Annotated in this window: 20 protein-coding genes; 11 read left to right on the top strand and 9 right to left on the bottom strand. The window is 72.8% G+C overall.

Going from position 1 to position 20,091, the window contains the following annotated elements:
- Positions 1–70: 70 nt before the first annotated feature.
- Positions 71–688: a LysE family transporter gene (locus tag ACH41F_RS40085; protein ID WP_391231882.1), complete on the bottom strand. Its 618-nt coding sequence runs from the start codon at positions 686–688 to the stop codon at positions 71–73.
- A 69-nt stretch (positions 689–757) separates the two neighbouring features.
- Here ACH41F_RS40085 and ACH41F_RS40080 point away from each other — a divergent pair, with 69 nt between their 5' ends.
- Positions 758–1,654, top strand: a complete 897-nt coding sequence (locus ACH41F_RS40080) for a LysR family transcriptional regulator ArgP (protein ID WP_398839727.1) — start codon at positions 758–760, stop codon at positions 1,652–1,654.
- Between the two features lie 24 nt (positions 1,655–1,678).
- Here the strand turns inward: ACH41F_RS40080 and ACH41F_RS40075 are convergent, their stop codons facing one another.
- Positions 1,679–2,395: a TetR/AcrR family transcriptional regulator C-terminal domain-containing protein gene (locus ACH41F_RS40075; RefSeq protein ID WP_391231880.1), complete on the bottom strand. Its 717-nt coding sequence runs from the start codon at positions 2,393–2,395 to the stop codon at positions 1,679–1,681.
- A gap of 109 nt (positions 2,396–2,504) precedes the next feature.
- Here ACH41F_RS40075 and ACH41F_RS40070 point away from each other — a divergent pair, with 109 nt between their 5' ends.
- Both ACH41F_RS40070 and ACH41F_RS40065 read left to right on the top strand, forming a co-directional pair.
- Positions 2,505–3,725: a saccharopine dehydrogenase C-terminal domain-containing protein gene (locus ACH41F_RS40070; RefSeq protein ID WP_391231879.1), complete on the top strand. Its 1,221-nt coding sequence runs from the start codon at positions 2,505–2,507 to the stop codon at positions 3,723–3,725.
- 110 nt (positions 3,726–3,835) lie between these two features.
- Positions 3,836–4,090, top strand: coding sequence for a WhiB family transcriptional regulator (locus ACH41F_RS40065; RefSeq protein ID WP_391231877.1), 255 nt, complete (start codon positions 3,836–3,838; stop codon positions 4,088–4,090).
- Here ACH41F_RS40065 and ACH41F_RS40060 read toward each other — a convergent pair.
- The 4 genes from ACH41F_RS40060 to ACH41F_RS40045 are packed head-to-tail and all read right to left on the bottom strand — an operon-like array spanning position 4,046 to position 8,736.
- Positions 4,046–5,875: an ATP-binding protein gene (locus ACH41F_RS40060; RefSeq protein WP_391231875.1), complete on the bottom strand. Its 1,830-nt coding sequence runs from the start codon at positions 5,873–5,875 to the stop codon at positions 4,046–4,048. The genes ACH41F_RS40065 and ACH41F_RS40060 overlap by 45 nt on opposite strands.
- Positions 5,872–6,546, bottom strand: coding sequence for a response regulator (locus tag ACH41F_RS40055; protein WP_391231874.1), 675 nt, complete (start codon positions 6,544–6,546; stop codon positions 5,872–5,874). Before ACH41F_RS40055 ends, ACH41F_RS40060 begins: the two co-directional genes overlap by 4 nt.
- A gap of 19 nt (positions 6,547–6,565) precedes the next feature.
- Complete coding sequence (locus tag ACH41F_RS40050) at positions 6,566–7,309, bottom strand: hypothetical protein (protein ID WP_391231872.1); 744 nt, start codon at positions 7,307–7,309, stop codon at positions 6,566–6,568.
- A 41-nt stretch (positions 7,310–7,350) separates the two neighbouring features.
- Positions 7,351–8,736 (bottom strand): M1 family aminopeptidase, encoded by a 1,386-nt coding sequence (locus tag ACH41F_RS40045; protein WP_391231870.1) that lies wholly within the window; start codon positions 8,734–8,736, stop codon positions 7,351–7,353.
- Positions 8,737–8,876: 140 nt separating this feature from the next.
- Here ACH41F_RS40045 and ACH41F_RS40040 point away from each other — a divergent pair, with 140 nt between their 5' ends.
- A complete protein-coding gene (locus ACH41F_RS40040) occupies positions 8,877–9,224 on the top strand; it encodes a DUF488 domain-containing protein (RefSeq protein ID WP_398839726.1) in 348 nt (115 codons plus the stop codon).
- A gap of 671 nt (positions 9,225–9,895) precedes the next feature.
- Here ACH41F_RS40040 and ACH41F_RS40035 read toward each other — a convergent pair.
- Both ACH41F_RS40035 and ACH41F_RS40030 read right to left on the bottom strand, forming a co-directional pair.
- The gene (locus tag ACH41F_RS40035) at positions 9,896–11,569 is read right to left on the bottom strand and encodes an FAD-binding dehydrogenase (protein ID WP_398839725.1); all 1,674 of its coding nucleotides are present in this window, start codon (positions 11,567–11,569) and stop codon (positions 9,896–9,898) included.
- 16 nt (positions 11,570–11,585) lie between these two features.
- Positions 11,586–12,224 (bottom strand): TetR/AcrR family transcriptional regulator, encoded by a 639-nt coding sequence (locus ACH41F_RS40030; RefSeq protein ID WP_398839724.1) that lies wholly within the window; start codon positions 12,222–12,224, stop codon positions 11,586–11,588.
- Between the two features lie 107 nt (positions 12,225–12,331).
- Between ACH41F_RS40030 and ACH41F_RS40025 the strand changes: the two genes are divergently transcribed.
- The 3 genes from ACH41F_RS40025 (at position 12,332) to ACH41F_RS40015 (ending at position 15,221) form a co-directional block, all read left to right on the top strand.
- Positions 12,332–12,958, top strand: coding sequence for an alpha-ketoglutarate-dependent dioxygenase AlkB (locus tag ACH41F_RS40025; protein ID WP_391231863.1), 627 nt, complete (start codon positions 12,332–12,334; stop codon positions 12,956–12,958).
- 197 nt (positions 12,959–13,155) lie between these two features.
- Positions 13,156–13,905 carry an MBL fold metallo-hydrolase gene (locus ACH41F_RS40020; protein ID WP_398839723.1) on the top strand — a complete coding sequence of 250 codons (750 nt, stop codon included), beginning with the start codon at positions 13,156–13,158 and terminating at the stop codon, positions 13,903–13,905.
- A gap of 77 nt (positions 13,906–13,982) precedes the next feature.
- Positions 13,983–15,221: a DUF4032 domain-containing protein gene (locus tag ACH41F_RS40015; RefSeq protein ID WP_391231861.1), complete on the top strand. Its 1,239-nt coding sequence runs from the start codon at positions 13,983–13,985 to the stop codon at positions 15,219–15,221.
- 1 nt (position 15,222) lies between these two features.
- Here the strand turns inward: ACH41F_RS40015 and ACH41F_RS40010 are convergent, their stop codons facing one another.
- Positions 15,223–16,095 carry a universal stress protein gene (locus tag ACH41F_RS40010; RefSeq protein WP_398839722.1) on the bottom strand — a complete coding sequence of 291 codons (873 nt, stop codon included), beginning with the start codon at positions 16,093–16,095 and terminating at the stop codon, positions 15,223–15,225.
- Between the two features lie 61 nt (positions 16,096–16,156).
- Between ACH41F_RS40010 and ACH41F_RS40005 the strand changes: the two genes are divergently transcribed.
- The 4 genes from ACH41F_RS40005 to ACH41F_RS39990 all read left to right on the top strand — a co-directional run bounded on the left by ACH41F_RS40005 (position 16,157) and on the right by ACH41F_RS39990 (position 20,090).
- Positions 16,157–16,516, top strand: a complete 360-nt coding sequence (locus tag ACH41F_RS40005; protein ID WP_391231859.1) for a VOC family protein — start codon at positions 16,157–16,159, stop codon at positions 16,514–16,516.
- Positions 16,517–16,609: 93 nt separating this feature from the next.
- A complete protein-coding gene (locus ACH41F_RS40000) occupies positions 16,610–18,286 on the top strand; it encodes an FAD-dependent oxidoreductase (protein ID WP_398839721.1) in 1,677 nt (558 codons plus the stop codon).
- On the top strand, positions 18,283–19,740 hold the full coding sequence (locus tag ACH41F_RS39995; protein WP_391231857.1) for an ATP-binding protein: 1,458 nt from the start codon (positions 18,283–18,285) through the stop codon (positions 19,738–19,740). Before ACH41F_RS40000 ends, ACH41F_RS39995 begins: the two co-directional genes overlap by 4 nt.
- Positions 19,737–20,090: a UBP-type zinc finger domain-containing protein gene (locus tag ACH41F_RS39990; RefSeq protein ID WP_398839720.1), complete on the top strand. Its 354-nt coding sequence runs from the start codon at positions 19,737–19,739 to the stop codon at positions 20,088–20,090. Before ACH41F_RS39995 ends, ACH41F_RS39990 begins: the two co-directional genes overlap by 4 nt.
- The last annotated feature ends 1 nt before the right edge of the window (position 20,091 follow it).

Raw genomic sequence — 20,091 nt, 5'->3', positions numbered from 1 at the left:
GACGCCGGCTGCCGGCAGCCGCGCCCGAGCACGCCGGGCCGGTGATCCCGGCTGCCGGTGCGGGCGATTTTCAGGCGCCCGCGATCAGCATGCCGCCCATCGCGATCATCGTGACGGCGACCAGTGCGTCCAGGACGCGCCAGGCGGTGGGCCTGGTCAGGAACCGGCCGAGCAGCCGGGCTCCGAAGCCCAGGGCCGCGAACCAGCACAGGCTGGCGCACGCGGCGCCCAGCCCGAAGGTCCAGCGCAGGTCTCCCCGGTCGGCGGCGACGGAGCCCAGCAGGAAGACGGTGTCGAGGTAGACGTGCGGGTTGAGCCAGGTGAGCGCCAGGCAGGTCAGGACCGCCCGCCTGCGGGAGCCCGCCGCCTCGCCGTCCGCCCGCAGCGCGCCCGCGCCAGGCCGGACCACCCGACGGGCGGCGAGGGCGCCGTAGCAGAGCAGGAAGGCGCCACCGATCCAGCCGACCGCGCTCAGCGCCCCGGGCCATGCCACCACCATCGCGCCGAGCCCGCCGACGCCCAGCGCGATGAGGGCCGCGTCCGACAGGGCGCAGATGCCGACGACGGCGAGGACGGAGTCGCGGCGGACCCCCTGCCGCAGCACGAAGGCGTTCTGGGCACCGATGGCGACGATGAGCGAGAGGCCGGTGCCGAATCCGGCGACGGCGGCGGTGAGCGATGCGGTCATGGCCTCGACGTTAGGGAACGCCACATCTGGAGTACAGCTAAAGATTCTTACGTATCATTAGCCCGCGTGATGTCAGAGCTTCCCCTCGACCAGGTCCGGACCCTGCTGGCCGTGGTCGACGAGGGCACCTTCGACGCCGCCGCCGCGGCCCTGCATCTGACGCCGTCGGCGGTGAGCCAGCGGGTCAAGGCGCTGGAACAGCGCACCGGCCGGGTGCTGCTGGTGCGCACCAAGCCGGTGCGGCCGACCGAGTCCGGCGAGGTGGTCGTGCGGTTCGCGCGGCAGCTGGCGCGCCTGGAGCGGGACGCGCGGGCCGAGCTCGGGATGAGCGCCGCCGGGGAGGCGACACGCGTGTCCGTCGCGGTCAACGCCGACTCGCTGGCGACCTGGTTCCTCCCGGCCCTCACCCGGGTCCCGGAAGGGCTCCGGCTCACCTTCGAGCTGCACCGCGAGGACGAGGAGCACACGGCGACGCTGCTGCGGGAGGGCCTGGTGATGGCGGCGGTGACCTCCTCGCCGGACGCCGTGTCGGGCTGCTCGGTGCGGCTGCTGGGGCGGATGCGGTACTACGCCGTGGCGAGCCCGGGGTTCGTCGACCGGTACCTCGGTGACGGCCCCCTGCGGGACGCGCTGGAGTCGGCCCCCACGGTGGCCTTCGACCGGCGCGACTCCTACCAGGACCGCTTCGCACGGAGCCTGCGCGGGAGCCAGGGCGGTGCGAGTGCGGCCCGTCACTACGTACCCACCTCGGAAGGCTTCGTCGCGACCGTCGCCCTCGGCCTCGGCTGGGGCATGGTCCCGGAGGTGCAGGCCGCGCCCCTGCTGGAGGCGGGCACCTTGGTCCACCTCGCGCCCGAGCGCCCCATGGACGCGCCCCTGTACTGGCAGCAGTGGAAGCTGGACTCCCCCGCGCTGGCGGCCGTGGCCGAGGCGGTCGCGACCGCGGCGGCAAAGACCCTCGCCTAGCGACCAGCCCTGCGGGGCGAGCGCTCACGACGCTTCGCCGAGCAGCGCGGCGAGCTGGGTCTCGGCGCTGTCCAGCAGCATCTCCAGCGCTGTCGGGTAGGCGCTGTGCACCATCCGTCCCGCCAGCAGCGGTGCCGCCTCCGCGATCCGCGGGTGCGTGGCGCGGGGCAGGCGGGCGTAGGTCGAGCGCCACTTGTCCTCGTCGGCGTGGAGCGCGGCGCTCGGCAGGGCCAGGGAGGCGGCGTCGAGGGCGGCGAAGGCCAGGGTCTGGTCGATGAAGGCGTGATAGATGCGCACGGTGTCCGCCAGCGGGAAGCCCGCGGTGCGCAGCACGTCCAGGACCGCCTCGTCGGCGGCGAGTTCGCTCGGGCGTCCGGTGACCCGGTTCGCGGTCAGCAGGGCGGCCTGCGGATGGGCGACGTAGGCCGCGTGGACGCGCAGCCCGACGGCGCGCAGGTCCGTCCGCCACTGCCCCGTCGGCTCCCAGCCGCGCAACGCCTGCCCGATGAGCGCGTCGCCGATGGCGAGGGTCAGGTCGTCCATGCCGCGGAAGTAGCGGTAGAGCGTGCTCGGGTCGGCGTCCAGGGCGAGGCCGAGCCTGCGCGCGGTGAGCCCGGTGCTGCCGTGCTCCCGCAGCATCCGCAGCGCGGTCTCCACGATCAGCGCCTCGGACAGCACGGTGCCGCTCCTGGTGGGGCGACGACGGCGCCGCTTCTCCTCGGGTACCACGGCCTTCGGCATGGCTCGCCTCCTTATGCCAACGCCATTGACCTTAACCGAGCGGGCGGCGTTGTATCTCCGGCAGGGGCCCCATCGATGTCTTCGACCTTCGACCGACGGAGTGCTTGTCATGCGTGTACTGCTCGTGGGAGCCGGCGGAGTGGGCACCGCCATCACCCGGATCGCGGCCCGGCGGCCGTTCTTCGAGGCGATGGTGGTGGCGGACTACGACCTCGCCCGCGCCGAGGCCGCCGTCGCGGCCCTGGGCGGGAAGGACGGCCGTTTCCTGGCCGAACGCGTCGACGCGAGCGAGGAGACCGCCGTGGCCGCACTGCTGGAGCGGCACGCGTGCGACGTCCTGCTCAACGCGACCGACCCGCGCTTCGTGATGCCGCTGTTCCGGGCCGCGGGCAGCGCCGGGGCCACCTATGTCGACATGGCGATGTCCCTGTCCCGGCCGCACCCGGAGCGCCCCTACGACGAGTGCGGGGTCAAGCTCGGCGACGCCCAGTTCGAGGCGTCCGCCGACTGGGAGAAGGCCGGCGTGCTGGCGCTCGTCGGCATGGGCGTGGAGCCGGGTCTGTCGGACGTCTTCGCCCGGTACGCGGCCGACGAACTCTTCGACGAGATCGAGGAGATCGGCATCCGCGACGGCGCCGACCTCACCGTCGACGGCTATGACTTCGCCCCCTCCTTCAACATCTGGACCACCATCGAGGAGTGCCTGAACCCGCCGGTCGTCTACGAGGCCGAGCGCGGCTGGTTCACCACCGAGCCGTTCAGCGAACCCGAGGTCTTCGACTTCCCCGAGGGCATCGGCCCCGTGGAGTGCGTGAACGTCGAGCACGAGGAGGTGCTGCTCGTCCCTCGCTGGATCGACGCCCAGCGGGTCACCTTCAAGTACGGCCTGGGCGAGGAGTTCATCCAGACCCTCAGGACGCTGCACCTCCTCGGCCTGGACCGCACGGAGACGGTCACCGTCCCGAGCACCGACGGTCCGGTGCGGGTCTCGCCCCGGGACGTCGTCGCCGCCTGCCTCCCCGACCCGGCGGCGCTGGGCGAGCGGATGCGCGGCAAGACCTGCGCGGGCACCTGGGTGAAGGGCCGCAAGGACGGGGCGCCGCGCGAGGTGTACCTCTACCACGTGGTGGACAACCAGTGGTCCATGGCCGAGTACGGCTGCCAGGCCGTGGTCTGGCAGACGGCGATCAACCCGGTCGTCGCCCTCGAACTCCTGGCCACGGGCGCCTGGTCCGGCTCGGGCGTGCTCGGCCCGGAGGCCTTCCCCGCCGGCCCCTTCCTCGATCTGCTGACCGCGTACGGCTCTCCGTGGGGTCTGCGCGAGCAGTGAGAGACCGGTTTTCCCAGAACTCCGTTGTTTCACATACGCATCGACAGGTGACCCGTCAGCGAGTAAGCCATTCGTGAGGGCACGGACGACTTGGAGCGCAGGTGACAACCATGGAGAACTGGCGAGACCATGCCGCGTGCCGCCAGGAGGACCCCGACCTCTTCTTCCCGATCGGCAACACCGGCCCTGCACTGGTGCAGGTGGAACAGGCGAAGGCGGTCTGCCACCAATGCCCGGTCCGGACGCAGTGCCTGGAGTGGGCCCTGGACACCGGGCAGGCCATCGGAGTGTGGGGCGGCACGAGCGAGACCGAACGACGTTCACTCCAGCGGCGCCGGGCCAGGGCCGGGCGTGCCTCCGGCTAGTCCCGGCAGCCTCAGGGTGAAGACACTCCCCGCCCCCGGTTCGCTCGCCACCTGGACCGTGCCGCCGTGCGCGGCCACCAGGTGGCGGACGATCGGCAGACCGAGACCGCTGCCGCCGGTACGACGGCTGCGGGACTTCTCGGCCCGCCAGAACCGGTCGAACACATGGGGCAGATCGCTGGCCTCGATCCCGCTGCCGGTGTCGGCGACGTCGAGGACGACCTCGTCGCCGTCGCACCGGCCGGACAGCGTGACGGCGCCACCCTCGGGCGTGTGCCGCAGCGCGTTGGAGACGAGATTGCCGAGCGCCTGCCGCAACCGCACCGGGTCGGCGTCCAGCCACGGCTCGCCCTCCGCCCGGTCGCGCAGGGCGACGCCCGCCGTGTCGGCCGCCACCCGGTAGGCCGCGGCGACCTGGCCGATCAGTTCGTCGACGCGGACGGGTTCGCGGTGCATCCGCAGCGTGCCCGCGTCGGCGGCGGCGAGATCCTGGAGGTCGTCGATGACGCGCTGGAGCACGAGCGCCTCCTCGTGCAGGGAGCCGAGCAGAGCGGGGTCCGGATCGACGACGCCGTCCTTGGTGACCTCCAGCCAGCCCCGGATATTGGTGAGCGGGCTGCGCAGTTCATGGGCGATGTCGCTGACCATGGCCTTGCGCTGGGCCTCCAGACGTTCCCGGCGCTCGGTCAGGTCGTTGAAGGCCGCGGCGAGGATGCCGGTCTCGTCCCGTGTCGTCACCGGCACGCGCACATGCAGCTCCGGCGGCTGCTGAGCCGCTGCCGTCAGCGCGCGCAGCGGCCTGACCAGCCGGGTGGCGACCACCGCGGTCACGGCGACGGTGACGGCGAGCACCAGCCCGGCGGCGCCGACGACCTTGGCCTTGTTGCCCGGGGACATGTCGAAGCGCACGGCGGCCCGGTCCCCACCGCCCAGGAACAGCTCGGCGGTCGGCGCGACATAGGGGTCGAGCTGGGCGCGGCGGCTGCTGTCGACGCACTCCTGGATGGTGCGGGCAGCCGCGGAGCCGGGCACCACGTCGGTCTTCCCCAGCTGGTATTCGAGCGGGCCCCGGTCGGTGCCGTCGAGGGACACGAACACGGGCACGGCGGACTTCAGGTCGTCGCGGCCGAGGCAGCCACGCGCCCGTTCCATCAGGTCCGCGAGGGCCTTTCTCTCCCCGGGGGTCGGGGTGTTGAGCTTGCCGTCGGCGCACTCGAGGGGCGTGTCGTCGTCCCCGCTGAGGACCGGACGGCCGCTCGGCGTCTCGAGGATGCGCGTCTCGATGCCGTTGCGGGCGAAACACGCCCGGCGCACCATGGCCAGCTTGCCCCACCGTGCCCGCTCCCCGGCGGTCAGCCGGTACGGCCCCACCACCCGCGGATCGATGCCGCTGCGCTGTGCTCCGCGCTCGGTGTACGTGTCGGTGCGCAGGGGGTCCACGGTGGCCGCGGCACGCGGCGGCAGGGAGGTGCCCGGCGGCGCGGAGTCCACGATGGTCCGGCGGCCGGTGGTGGTCAGGGCGACCCTGCGGCCGATCTTCTCCGACAGGGACCGCACGAGCCCCTCGACGCCCTTCCAGTCGGGGTGGGTCGCGGCGTACCCGCTGAGCCGCGCCAGGACCTCCGTGTCCTCGGCGAGCACCTGCCCCTGCTCCTCCCGCAGCGCCTGGGTGGTGGTCGCCACCGCGAGCCAGGCCGTCGCCGCCACCGAGCAGACCGCGATCAGCGCGGAGGCGAAGAGCAACCGGACCAGCAGGCGCTTGCGCAGGGGTATGCCGGTACTCATCCGCGACCGCCGCTCAGCTTGTAGCCGACGCCGAACACGGTCAGCAGCCGGGCCGGCCTGCGCGGATCCGCCTCGATCTTCCGGCGCAGGTTCATGATGTGGACGTCCACGGCCCGTTCGGTGGACGCCCGGTCGATGCCGCGGGTGCACTCCAGCAACTGCCGCCGGGAGAAGACCCGTTCGGGCTCGGCGGTCATGGCGAGGAGGATCGCGAACTCGGCGGGCGTGCACTCCACCTCCGCCCCCTCGCACCGCACTTCGTGCCGGACGGGATCGACGTGCAGCCCGGCGGCCCGCACGGGTCCGCGTCCGCTGCGCCGCAGCACGGTGCGGATCCGCGCCATCAGCTCACGCGGGCTGTAGGGCTTGGTCATGTAGTCGTCGGCGCCCACGTCCAGGCCGAGCAGCACGTCGTCCTCGGTGGAGCGGGCGGTGAGCATCAGCACCGGGACGTCGTCCGCCCGCCGCAGCTCCCGGCACACGCCGAGACCGTCGATCACGGGCAGCATCAGGTCCAGCACGACCAGGTCCGGCCTGAGCCGGCGCACCGCGTCGAGGGCGGCCCCGCCGTCGTGGACCACGGTGGCGGTGTGGCCCTCCGCCAGCAGGGAGCGCCGTATGAGTTCGGCCTGCATCTCGTCGTCCTCGGCGACCAGCACATGTGCGCACACCTGGCGGATCCTAAGCCGCTCAGCGGGCCAGGGAGTCGGCGTCGCCCATGACGACGACCGGCCGGCGGTCCGGGTCCAGCGCCAGGAGGAGCTCCTTCATGTGCGTCTCGGCGAGGCTCACGCAGCCCTGGGTGGGCCCGCCGTGGTCGACGTGCAGCCATATCCCGCCGCCGCGGCCCGCGCCGAGCGGTCGGGTCCAGTCGAGCGGCGAAGTGCCGGGTACGCGGTTGTAGTTGATCGCGACGACGTAGTCGAAGGAGCCCGCGAGGGGCTCGCCCTCGAAGCCGGTGCCGGTCGCCGTGAAGCCGCTGCCCCGGTCGTACGGCAGCCGGGTGCCGGGGTCGCGGAGCAGTCCGCCGGCGTCGGTGAGGCCGTAGACGCCGATGGGTGAGCGCAGGTCGCCGGCGCGGTGGTGGTCGGTCCAGCCGCGCAGCGCGTTGTGGGCGGGCCAGGTGGGCCCGGCCACCCAGCCCGCGTCGGTACGCTCGTACAGGACCACGGAGGACCGCGGGGAGTTCTTGCCGCGTCCGGTGACGACGACGGCCTGACGGGTGTCGTCCGGCACCTTCGCCCACGTCTTCGGCCCCAGGCCGGGCAGTTGCCGCGGGGCGGTCTCCAGCGGGGAGACCGTCGGGGCGGGCTGGATCGTCGTGGTGGCCGGGCTCGGCGGCGGCCGCTCGCCGCTCACCGCCGCGCCTCCCCCGCACCCGGTGAGCACGAGGGAGGCGGCCAGCAGCGCCACCGGGGAAGTACGTGGGCTCATGCGTCGACCCTTGCCGACAGTTGTTTGGAATTCGTCAGGTTCTAGGCGGAGTTCGGCTTGCCCCGCCCGTACACCCAGGTGCGGAACAGGCCGTCCAGGTCCTTGCCGGACTGCCGCTCCGCGAGCCGTACGAACTGGGCGGTCGTCCCGTGTCCGGCGCGGTGCTCGCCGGCCCAGGCCCGCAAAGTCCGGAAGAACACCCGGTCCCCGACGGCCTTGCGGAGCTGGTGCAGGGCCATCGCACCGCGCGCGTAGACGGGCGTGCCGAAGATGTTCGCGCCGCTGCCCGGGTCGCCGGGCGGGAACTCCCACAGGCCGTCGCTCGCGGGGCGGGCGTACAGCTCGTCGAAGGTCTTCTGCGCGCTGTCGCCGCCGTGCTGTTCGGCGTAGAGCCACTCGGCGTAGGTCGCGAAACCCTCGTTGAGCCAGATGTCCTTCCAGGAGGTCAGGCTGACGGAGTCGCCGAACCACTGGTGGGCGCTCTCGTGGACGAGGGTGCTCAGGTCGGGGGCCCGGTCGTACACCGGCCGCGTCTGTGTCTCCAGGGCGTAGCCGACGTCCGGGGCCCGGTCGACGATCGAGCCGGCGGCCTTGAAGGGGTAGGGCCCGAAGAGCTTGCTCTCCCAGGCGAGGACCGACGGCAGCTTCTTCAGGACGGGCGCGGCGGCGGTCGCCTCGCGCGGGTCGACGGCGTTGTAGACCTGGATGCCGTCGGCCGTGGTGTACCGCTCGACCTTGAACTTCCCGACCGTCGCCGTGGCCAGGTAGGCGGCCATCGGTTCGGACTGGCGCCAGCGGAAGGTGGTCTGTCCGTGGGCGGTCGTCTGCCCGCGGTAGACCCCGTTGGCGACGGCGGTGTGGCCCATGGGGACGGTGATCGTGAAGTCGTAGGACGCCTTGTCCGTGGGGTGGTTGTCGGCCGGGAACCAGGTCATCGCGCCCTGCGGCTCCCCGGCGACGAACGCGCCGTCGTCGGTGGGGATCCAGCCGTCGAGCGAACCGTCGGGGTCGGTGACCGGCGCGGGCCTGCCCCGGTAGGTGACGGTGACGCGGAACCACTGCCCCTGGTGCAGGGTGCTCCGCGGGGTGACGACGAGTTCCTGTCCGTCGCGGCGGAAGTCGGCGCGGTGCCGGTCGACGGTGAGGCCGGTGACCTTCAGGCCGTGCAGGTCGAGGTCGAAGCGGCCGAGCTTCTGGGTGGCGCGGGCGTAGAGCACGGCCTTGCCGTCGAGGTGGCGGCTGCCCGGGTCGTAGCGGAGGGTCAGGTCGTAGTGCGCGACGCGGTACCCGCCGTTCCCGGCGAGCGGGAAGTACGGGTCCCCGGCCCCCGGCGAGCCCGACGGCGGGGGTGCGGCGGCGCCCAGCAGCGCGGCCAGGGCGACGGGGACGGTGCCGAGGACGACGGTGCGTCGGACGGTCGGTGACACATGGGCTCCTGCGGTGGGGGGTGGGAGTCGACCTCACAGTAAGGGTGATCTCCGTCGGAACTCGCCCTGGATCCGGTCAAGAAGTCACCCGCCCCGCAGTACGCTCCCGGCGTCCCCTCCCCCGTCAGAAAGGCACCGCCGTGAGCGTTCGCGTGCGCCGCGTCTACGAAGCGCCCGAGCCGGAGGACGGCGTCCGCGTCCTGGTCGACCGGCTGTGGCCGCGCGGTCTGTCGAAGGACGCGGCACGGGTCGACGAGTGGCCCAAGGCCATGACCCCCTCGACCGAGCTGCGCCGCTGGTACCACGCGGGCGAGGGCTCCTACGAGGAGTTCGCCCGCCGCTACGAGGCAGAGCTGGCCGAACCCGAGGCCGCCGAACTCCTGGACCGACTCCGGAAGACGGTGCGGACGGGAACCGTCACGCTGCTGACGTCCACGAAGTCCCTCGAGGAGAGCCACGCGGCGGTACTCGCCCGCCTGCTGGGCTGACGCCCGGGGTCGGGGCGGCGCGAGGGGTCGGGCTGGCGGCCGGGGTGCCTCAGCCGGTCTGCCGGGCTGACCCCCGGGGACGGGCCACACCCCGGGAGTCTCGGCCGGTCTGCCGGGCCGACGCCCGGGGTCGGGCTGCTGCCCAGGGGCTGGGCTGCTGCCCGCCTGCTGGGCTGACGCCCGGGGTCTGCGGCGCGAGGGGTCGGGCTGACGCCCGGGGTGACTCAGCCGGTCTGCCGGGCTGACGCCCGGGGGCGGGCCACACCCCGGGAGTCTCGGCCGGTCTGCCGGGCCGACGCCCGGGGTTGGGCTCCTGCCCAGGGGCTGGGCTGCTGCCCGCCTGCTGGGCTGACGCCCGAGGTCGGGACGGCGCCCGGAGGCCGGGCTGACGCCCGGGGTGACTCAGCCGGTCTGCCGAGCCCACCCCCGGGGCGGGCCAACGCCCGCAGAGTCTCGGCCAGTCTGCCGGGCCGACGCCCGAGGCCGGGACGGCGCCCGCGGCGACTCAGCCAACCTGCTGAGCCAACGCCTGGGGCGGGGCTGACCCCCGGGCTCGGGACGGCGCTCCGGGTTGGGCTGTTGCCCGGACCCCGGGGTCCGGGCGGCCCCCGAGGTTGGGTTGCTGCCCGGAGGTGGGAGGTGCCCCGGGCTGGGCCGCCGCCCAGGGCGTCTCAGCCCGTTTGCTTCGCCGCGGCGCGGCCCGCCGCTCGGCCCGAGAAGAGGCAGCCGCCAAGGAAGGTGCCCTCCAGGGCGTTGTAGCCGTGGACGCCGCCGCCGCCGAAGCCGGCCACCTCGCCGGCCGCGTACAGGCCGCCGATCGGTTCGCCGTCGGTGCCCAGGGCGCGGGAGTCCAGGTCGGTCTGGATGCCGCCGAGGGTCTTGCGGGTCAGGACGTGCAGCTTGACGCCGATCAGCGGTCCGGCCGCCGGGTCCAGGAGCGGGTGCGGGGTGGCGACCCGGCCGAGCTTGTCGCCGATGTAGCGGCGGGCGTTGCGGATGCCCTGGATCTGGGCGTCCTTGCTGTAGGGGTTGGCGAGCTGGAGGTCGCGGGCCTCGATCTGACGGCGGACCAGGGCCGCGTCGAGGAGGGGCTTGTCGGTGAGCGCGTTCATCTTCTCGACGAGCTCCTCCAGACCGGTGGCGGTCACGAAGTCCGCGCCGTTGCGCAGGAACGCGTCCACCGGCCCCGGGGCGCCCTTGCCGAGCACGCGCGTCCTGAGGAAGCCGACGCGGTCCTTGGCGGTGATGTCGGGGTTCTGCTCGGAGCCCGACAGCGCGAACTCCTTCTCGATGATCTTCTGGGTGAGGATGAACCAGGAGTGGTCGTGGCCGGCGATGTCCTCGGTGGTGCGCAGGTGCTTGAGGGTGCCGAGGGTGTCGTAGCCGGGCAGGCACGGGTCGGGCAGCCGGCGGCCGAGGGCGTCGAACCACATCGAGGACGGCCCGGGCAGGATGCGGATGCCGTGGCCGGGCCAGATCGGGTCCCAGTTCTGGATGCCCTCGGTGTAGTGCCACATCCGGTCGCGGTTGACGAGCCGTACTCCGGCCCGGGCGCTGATGTCGAGCATCCGGCCGTCGACGTATGCGGGGACGCCGGTGACCATCTCGCCGGGCGGGGTGCCCAGGCGCTCGGGCCAGTAGCGGCGGACGATGTCGTGGTTGGCGCCGATGCCGCCGGTGGTGACGACGACGGCCTGCGCGGTGAGTTCGAAGTCGCCGACGCGGTCGCGGTTGGACCGCACGCCCCGGGCGGAGTTGTCCTCGGCGAGGACGGTGCCGCGCACACCCCGCGCCTGGCCGTCCTCGATGACCAGCTCGTCGACCTGGTGGCGGTGGTAGAAGGTGAGCAGCCCGTCGCGGGCCGCCTGCTTGGCACGGTCGACGAAGGGTTCGACGACCCCCGTGCCGGTACCCCAGGCGATGTGGAAGCGGGGTACGGAGTTGCCGTGCCCGTGTGCCCGCAGGTCGCCGCGCTCGGCCCAGCCGACGGTGGGCAGGAACTTGATGCCGTGGCCCTCCAGCCAGGACCGCTTCTCCCCCGCCGCGAACTCCACGTAGGCGCGCGCCCAGCGCACCGCCCAGGAGTCCTCGTCGTCCTCGCGGTCGAACCCGGCGCTGCCCTGCCAGTCGTTCCAGGCCAGGTCGAAGGAGTCCTTGATGCCGAGGCGCCGCTGTTCGGGCGAGTCGACGAGGAAGAGTCCGCCGAAGGACCAGAACGCCTGGCCGCCGAGGTTGGCGGCGTTCTCCTGGTCGACCAGCGCGACCCGCCGTCCCCGGCTGGTCAGTTCGTGCGCGGCGACCAGGCCCGCGAGCCCCGCTCCGACGACGATGACGTCGGCATCCATGGCGACCGTCCCTTCCTCATACGGTTGTCCCGCTGCCGTCGGTCAGCAGCGCGGTGAGCAGTTGCCCCAGCCAGGCCCGGGCGTGTTCGACGTCCCGGTCGAGCAGCAGCTGGGTGGTGACTCCGTCGTAGGCGGCGACCACGGCGTGGGCGGCGCCGTCGAGGTCGCCGAGCACGGCGGGCAGTTGGGCGTGGCCCCGTGCGCGGGCCAGCCGTTCGGCGACGGCCGCGCGCAGGCGCGCCCGGTGCTCCAGGAGGGTCTCGGCGACGGCGGGCTCCCGGGCGGCGTGCACCAGGAAGTCGGTCTTCACCAGCAGCCAGTCGCGGTCCAGGAGCAGCACCTCGGTGACCCGGTCGACGGCGGCCGGCACGTCGAGGTCGGGCCCGTCGAGGGCCAGCGCGCCGGCGACCTGGTCGGCGATCAGCTCGGCCCGCTGCTGGTAAAGGGCGAAGAACAGCTCGTCGAGGCTGTCGAAGTTGGAGTAGAAGGCGCCGCGGCTGTAGCCGGCGGCCTCGCAGACCTCCTCGATGGAGACGCGCCCGAAGCCCTTGGCGGCGAAGACGGCGAACGCGGCGTCCAGGAGGTTGGCGCGTGTGCGGACCCGGCGCTTGGTCACGCGCTTGGTGCCGTGCCTGGTCGCACTCTCCACTGCCATGCCCCTGCCCTCGATTCGATACGCGAATGTATCCGATACGGCGATGTATCGGAAGAGCCGGTTTTCGAGATAGGAACAGGTTTTCGAATAAGGAGTACGCTGGAGTCATGCCCACGCACCTCCAGGCCTCGCTCTTCGACCAGACCGACGACCTGCGGCTCGGCCCCCTCGACGGGATCCGCCGGACCGAGCTCGGTCGCGGTGCCTGGATCGACGTCCTGCCCGGCTGGCTCCACGGCTCGGACGCCCTGTTCGAACAGCTCGCGGCCGAGGTCCCCTGGCGGGCCGAACGGCGCACGATGTACGACCACGTGGTCGACGTACCGCGCCTGCTCGCCTTCTACCGCGCGGACGACGCCCTGCCGCACCCGGTCCTCGCCGAGGCGCGCACCGCGCTCAGCGCGCACTACGCCGAGGAACTGGGCGAGCCGTTCGCCACCGCCGGACTCTGCTACTACCGCGACGGCCGGGACAGTGTGGCCTGGCACGGCGACCGCATCGGCCGGGGTGCCCACGAGGACACGATGGTGGCGATCCTCTCCGTCGGCGCGCCCCGCGACCTTCTGCTGCGCCCGGTCCACGGCGGGGACACCGTCCGCAGGCCGCTGGGCCACGGCGACCTGATCGTGATGGGCGGCTCCTGCCAGCGGACCTGGGAGCACTCCGTACCGAAGACCACGCGCGCCGCGGGACCGCGCATCAGCATCCAGTTCCGCCCGCGCGGCGTGCACTGAGGCGAAAGAGGCGACCGCCTCGGTCACGCGCGGGGGCCGCCTCCGGTGGACGGTGCCGGAGGCGGCCCCCTGTCGGCGGTGCGCGAGGACGTACCGCGCGACGCCGTACGGGACTTGGCCGGACCCGGCGCCTCCGCCGCCCTGTCGGTCTGCTTTGCTGTGGCTGTCGGGCAGGCACCTCATCACACGGGACGATCATGCAGACGGACGTGCGGCACGTCGCCGACGGCACCTACCTGGTGCACGGCAGCAACACCAACTGGGTGATTCTCGCCGAGGGGGACGCCGTCACCCTGGTGGACACCGGCTACCCCGGCGACCGCGAACAGGTGCTCGCCTCCCTCGCGCAGGTGGGCAGTGCACCGGAGGCGGTCGCGGCGGTGCTCATCACGCACGCCCACAACGACCACCTGGGTTCGGCCGAGTACCTGCGCGCCACGTACGGCACGCCCGTCTACCTCCACGAGGCCGAAGTCGCGCACGCCCGCCGCGAGTTCCTGCACCAGGTGACCGTCGGCGAGGTCCTGCGCAACGGCTGGAGGCCCGGCGTCCTGCCCTGGGCGCTGCACGCCATCCGCTCCGGCGGCACGGCGCAGGTCCCGGTCACCGCTCCGGCGCCGTTCCCCTCCGCCGAGGGCGCGCTCGACCTGCCCGGGCGGCCGGTCCCCGTGCACACCCCCGGCCACACCGACGGGCATGCCGCCTTCCACCTGCCCCGCACCGGCGTGCTGATCTCCGGCGACGCCCTGGTCAGCGGCCACCCCACCTCGCGGCTCAAGGGACCCCAGCTGCTGCCCGACATGTTCCACCACGAGCGCGCGCGTGCCGTCGCCTCGGTGGACGTGCTCGCCGCCCTGGAGGGCGATCTGCTGCTCCCGGGCCACGGCCCCGCCCACCGCGGTCCGGTCCGTGAAGCGGCACTTCAGGCCAGGGAGCGCGCCCTCTAAGGTGAGGTGACGATCACCCGCAAGAGCACTCGCGAGGGCAGCCGCGAGGGCACCCGCGAGACGAGGACGAACGGCCCATGGCACTGCAGATCAGCGCGACGAACCCGGAGCACCCCGCGCTCCTGCTGGAACTGCCGTGGGACGTGCCCCTGGAGGAGTGGCCGGAGGAGGTCCTGGTCCCGCTGCCGCGCGGCATATCCCGCCACGTCGTGCGCTACGCCCGCGCCGGCGACGAGGTGATCGCCGTGAAGGAGCTCGCCGAGCGGCCCGCCCTGCGCGAGTACGACATGCTGCGCGACCTGGACCGCCTCGGCATCCCCTCCGTCGACCCCCTCGCGGTGGTGACCGGCCGCGTCGACCCGGACGGCAACCCGCTGGAGTCCGTCCTGGTCACCCGGCACCTGGGCGGCTCGATGCCGTACCGCTCGATGTTCGAGACCACCATGCGCCCGGCCACCATGCACCGGCTCATGGACGCCCTGGCCGTACTGCTGGTCCGGCTGCACCTGGCCGGGTTCGCGTGGGGCGACTGCTCGCTGTCCAACACCCTGTTCCGGCGCGACGCGGGCGCCTACGCCGCCTACCTCGTCGACGCCGAGACCGGAGATCTGCATCCGCAGCTGAGCAACGGGCAGCGCGCGTACGACCTCGACCTGGCCCGCGTGAACATCAGCGGCGAACTCCTCGACCTGGAGGCCTCCGGCGCGCTGCACCCCTCCGTCGACCCGATCGAGTTCGGCATGGAGATCTGCGCCCGCTACGGCGGCCTGTGGGAGGAGCTGACCCGCACCTCCGTCTACCCGGCGGGCAAGTACCACTACATCGAGCGCCGCATCCGCCGCCTCAACGAGCTCGGCTTCGACGTGGCCGAGATGCAGATCGAGCACGCGAGCAACGGCGACACCGTCACCTTCGTGCCCAAGGTGGTGGACGCCGGCCACCACCAGCGCCAACTGCTGCGCCTGACGGGCCTGGACACCGAGGAGAACCAGGCCCGCCGGCTGCTGAACGACCTGGAGAGCTGGATGGCCACCCAGGACGACTACGCCCCGGGTGACCCCCTCGGCGCCCGCCCCGAGGTCCTCGCGCACCGCTGGGTCCGCGACGTCTTCCGGCCCACCGTGCGCGCGGTGCCGCTCGAACTGCGCGGCTCGATGGACCCGGCCGAGATCTACCACGAGCTGCTCGAACACCGCTGGTACCTGTCGGAGCGGGCGCAGCACGACATCGGCCTGGACACGGCGGTCGTCGACTACATCGAGAACGTCCTGCCCAAGGCGCGGGAGACGCTCCAGCCCACCCCCGTCCAGGAGTGACTCAGGCGGGCGGCACCACCGCCACCGGGCAGTCCGCGTGGTGCAGCACGCCGTAGGCGACGGAGCCGATCCGGGCGCCCACGGCGGTGCGGCGGGCGCGCCGGCCGACGACCATCAGCTGGGCCCGCGGGGCCACCGACAGCAGCACCTGTCCCGCGCTGCCCATCTCGACGTGCTCGACCACCGGGACGTCCGGGAAGCTCCGCCGCACCGGCTCCAGTGCCGCGGCGAGCGCCTTCTGCTCCCGCGGCTCCAGGCCGCCGGCCTCGTCGAGGAGCTTCAGCGAACCGGGGCTGTAGGCGAACACCGGAGGCAGCGTCCAGGCCCGTACGGCACGCACGGTCGCGCCGCGCGCGGCGGCGGTCTCGAACGCGAAGCGCAGGACGGCCTCGCTGTCCTCCGGATCCCCCTGCTGACCGACGACCACCTCGCGGCCGGCGGCCTCCGCGGAGGGCTGGTCCGCCGCGCGGACGAGCACGACGGGCCGCGTGGTCTCGGCGATCACCTGCTGTCCGACGGAGCCGAGCAGGAACCCGACGACGGGACCGTGCCCGCGCGAGCCCAGCACCAGCGTCTCGGCGTCCGCCGCCGCGTCGAGGAGCGTCTCGACGCTGCCGCCCTCCAGCGCGTCCGTGGTCACGGTGAGCCCCGGGTAGCGCCCGGTGACGACCGCGGCCGTCTCGGCCAGCGCCTCCCGCACCCAGCCGGCCTGGGTGTCCCGGTCGGCCGAATCGACGGCCTCGTACGGCTCGAACCGCCAGGCCTGCACCACCCGCAGCGCCAGGTCGCGGCGGACCGCCTCACGGGCCGCCCAGTCCAGCGCGGCGACGCTCTCCTCGGACCCGTCGAACCCCGCGGTGATCGGGCGCGTCATAGAGGTCTCTCCCTGTGTCGTGGTCACGTCCATCGGGGCAAGTCTTCACTACGCTGGCGCCATGAGTCTGGAATGGGAGCAGACGGTCGTCGACTCGGCCGACCCCGCGGCCCTCGGGCGCTGGTGGGCCGAGGCGCTGGGCTGGGTCGTGGTCAACGCCAGTGCCGAGGAGTTCGAGATCCAGCCGGAGCGGGACCGGCTGCCCGGCCTGATCTTCGTGCCCGTCCCCGAGGCCAAGACGGTCAAGAACCGGCTGCACCTCGACTTCCGCCCTGACGACCAGGCGGCCGAGGTGGCCCGCCTGCTGGCCCTCGGCGCCCGGCACCCGGACGGCGCGCCCGGCGACTTCCCCTGGGTGACGCTGGTGGACCCCGAGGGCAACGAGTTCTGCGTCCTGAGCGAACGCCGACCGCGTACCTGAGCGCGGCGGCGGCATCGAACATACGATGGGCCGAAGCCGACGCGGTGGCCTGAAAGCGGCACCGCACAGCCGAACTGCCGGGGTGGGAGACGCATGGCACAGGCCGCCGAGACAGCGCGGACCGTCATCCTGACCGTGGACGACGACCCGGGAGTCTCCCGCGCCGTCGCCCGGGACCTGCGACGACGCTACGGCGAGTCGTACCGGATCGTGCGCGCGGAGTCCGGCGAGTCCGCGCTGGAGGCGCTGCGCGAGCTGAAGCTCCGCGGCGACCTGGTGGCGGTGATCCTGGCCGACTACCGCATGCCGCAGATGAACGGCATCGAGTTCCTGGAGCAGGCCCTCGACATCTACCCCGGCGCCCGCAGGGTGCTGCTGACGGCGTACGCGGACACCAACGCGGCGATCGACGCGATCAACGTCGTCGACCTCGACCACTACCTGCTCAAGCCCTGGGACCCGCCCGAGGAGAAGCTCTACCCCGTCCTGGACGACCTCCTTCAGGCCTGGCGGTGCAGTGACTTCCGGCCGGTGCCCAGCACCAAGGTGGTCGGCCACCGCTGGTCCGCGCGCTCCTCGGAGGTGCGCGAGTTCCTGGCCCGCAACCAGGTGCCCTACCGCTGGTACTCGGCCGACGAGCCCGAGGGCCGGCGGCTGCTCTCGGCCGCCGGACAGGAGGGGGAGCGGCTGCCGCTGGTGATCACCCCGGACGGCACGCCGCTGGTCGCGCCCGAGGCGCCGGAACTGGCCGCGCGGGTGGGGCTGGCGACCACGCCCACGGCCGACTTCTACGACCTGGTCGTCATCGGCGGCGGCCCGGCCGGGCTCGGTGCCGCCGTGTACGGGGCCTCGGAGGGGCTGCGGACCGTGCTCGTGGAGCGGTCCGCGACCGGCGGTCAGGCCGGGCAGAGCTCCCGGATCGAGAACTACCTGGGCTTCCCCGACGGCGTCTCCGGCGGCCAGCTCACCGACCGGGCCCGGCGACAGGCCGCGAAGTTCGGCGCCGAGATCCTCACCACGCGCGAGGTGACGGGCCTGGAGGTCAACGGCGCCGCCCGGGTCGTACGGTTCTCCGACGGCTCCGCGGTCGCCGCGCACAGCGTGATCCTCGCGACCGGCGTCTCCTACCGCCAGCTGGACGCGCCGGGCTGCACCGACCTGACCGGATGCGGGGTGTACTACGGCTCGGCGCTGACCGAGGCGGCCTCCTGCCAGGGGCAGGACATCTACATCGTCGGTGGCGCCAACTCCGCCGGGCAGGCGGCGATGTACCTGTCCCGGGGCGCCAAGTCGGTGACCCTGCTGGTGCGCGGGCCGGACCTCGCCGCGTCGATGTCGCACTACCTGATCCAGCAGATCAACGAGTCGCCGAACATCTCGGTCCGCGCCCGGACCGTCGTCGAGGCCGCCCACGGCTCGGACCACCTGGAGCAGCTCACCCTGCGCGATGTCGACACCGGCGAGACCGAACTCGTCGACGCGCAGTGGGTGTTCGTGTTCATCGGCGCGGCCCCGCTCACCGACTGGCTGGACGGGACCGTGCTGCGCGACGAGCACGGGTTCATCCTGGCCGGCCCCGACCTCACCGCCGACGGACGGCCCCCGGCGGACTGGGAGCTGGACCGGCCGCCGTACCACCTGGAGACCAACGTCCCGGGCGTCTTCGTGGCGGGCGACGCGCGCGCCGAGTCCGCGAAACGGGTCGCCTCCGCCGTAGGAGAGGGAGCCATGGCCGTGATGCTCGTCCACCGGTACCTGGAGCAGTCATGAGCGGGCAGCTCATGCCGTGCAGCCCCGCGGAGATCGGATCGCTGTTCCTGTTCGAGAAGCTGTCGCCGGAGCAGCTCGGGCAACTGTGCGGCGCGGGACGGGTGGAGAGGTTCGAACCCGGTCCGGTGTACACCGAGGGCGAGCCCGCCACCTGCTTCTACGTGATGATCGAGGGCACCGTCGTGCTCTCCCGCCGGGTCGGCGGCGACGACGTGGAGATCAACCGCACCTCGCAGCGCGGGGTCTACGCGGGATCCATGCAGGCCTACCTCGGCGACCGGGTGCAGCAGACCTACAACGGCTCCATGCGGGTGACGGAACCCTCGCGGTTCTTCGTCCTGCCCGCGGAGACGTTCGCGGCCTTCATGCAGGAGTGGTTCCCGATGGCCGTGCACCTGCTGGAGGGGCTCTTCTTCGGTTCGAAGAACACCCAGCGGGCCATCGGACAGCGTGAACGGCTCCTCGCGCTCGGCTCCTTGTCGGCCGGGCTCACGCACGAGCTCAACAACCCGGCGGCGGCCGCCGTGCGGGCCACGGCGACGCTGCGCGAGCGGGTCGGCAAGATGCGGCACAAGCTCGCCGTCATCGCGCAGGGCAACTACGCCCCCGAGGTGATGGCGAACCTCATCGACATCCAGGAACGCACCGCCGAACGCGTCGCCAAGGCGCCGACGTTGAGCCCGCTGGAGGCGTCCGACCGCGAGGACGCGCTCAGCGACTGGCTCGACGACCACGACATCCAGGACGGCTGGCGGATCGCGCCCACCTTCGTCCAGGCCGGGTTGGACGTCGACTGGCTGGACCAGGTCGCGGCGGCCGTGACCGAGGAGATCCTGCCGAGCGCGATCGGCTGGCTCAACTACACCGTCGAGACCGAGCTGTTGATGGACGAGATCAACGACTCCACCAACCGCATCTCCCACCTCGTCGACGCCGCCAAGCAGTACTCGCAGCTCGACCGGGCGCCCTTCCAGCACGCCGACGTCCACGAACTCCTGGACAGCACCCTGCTGATGCTGTCGGGCAAGATCGGCCGGCGCATCCAGGTCGTCAAGGAGTACGACCGCACCCTGCCGAAGATCCCGGCGTACCCGGCGGAGCTCAACCAGGTGTGGACCAACCTGATCGACAACGCGGTCGCGGCGATCAACAGCGCGGGCGGCGAAGGCACGTTGACGGTGCGGACGGCGCTCGAACACGAGCGGCTGCTGGTGGAGTTCCGGGACACCGGGCCCGGGGTGCCGAGGGAGATCCGCGACCGGATCTTCGACCCCTTCTTCACCACCAAGCCGGTGGGCGAGGGCACCGGGCTCGGCCTCGACATCTCCTGGCGGATCGTGGTGAACAAGCACCACGGCACGCTCCAGGTCGAGTCCGAGCCGGGCGACACGCGGTTCCAGGTGCTGCTTCCGCTCACCGCCGCCGAGAGTGACACGACCGAGGAGCCACAATGACCGACATCAGCGGGATCGACCCCAGCGCGCCGCCGAGCGGCGACGGGTGTGTCGAGTGCGACGCCGCCGGCGGCTGGTGGTTCCACCTGCGGCGGTGTGCGCAGTGCGGGCACGTGGGGTGCTGCGACTCCTCGCCCGCGAAGCACGCCACCGAGCACTTCCGCACGACGGGGCATCCGCTGGTGCAGAGCTTCGAGCCCGGCGAGGCGTGGTACTGGAACTTCGCGACGCAGGAGATGTTCGAGTCCGGGCCCGCCCTGGCGGCACCCGACAGCCATCCCGCGGACCAGCCGGCGCCCGGCCCGCGGGGGCGGGTCCCGGCCGACTGGGCGAAGACGCTGCGCGCTTAAT

It is taken from the genome of Streptomyces sp. NPDC020489 (assembly GCF_044386545.1).
Lineage (GTDB): Bacteria > Actinomycetota > Actinomycetes > Streptomycetales > Streptomycetaceae > Streptomyces.
This window is presented reverse-complemented; position numbering and strand designations above follow the sequence as displayed.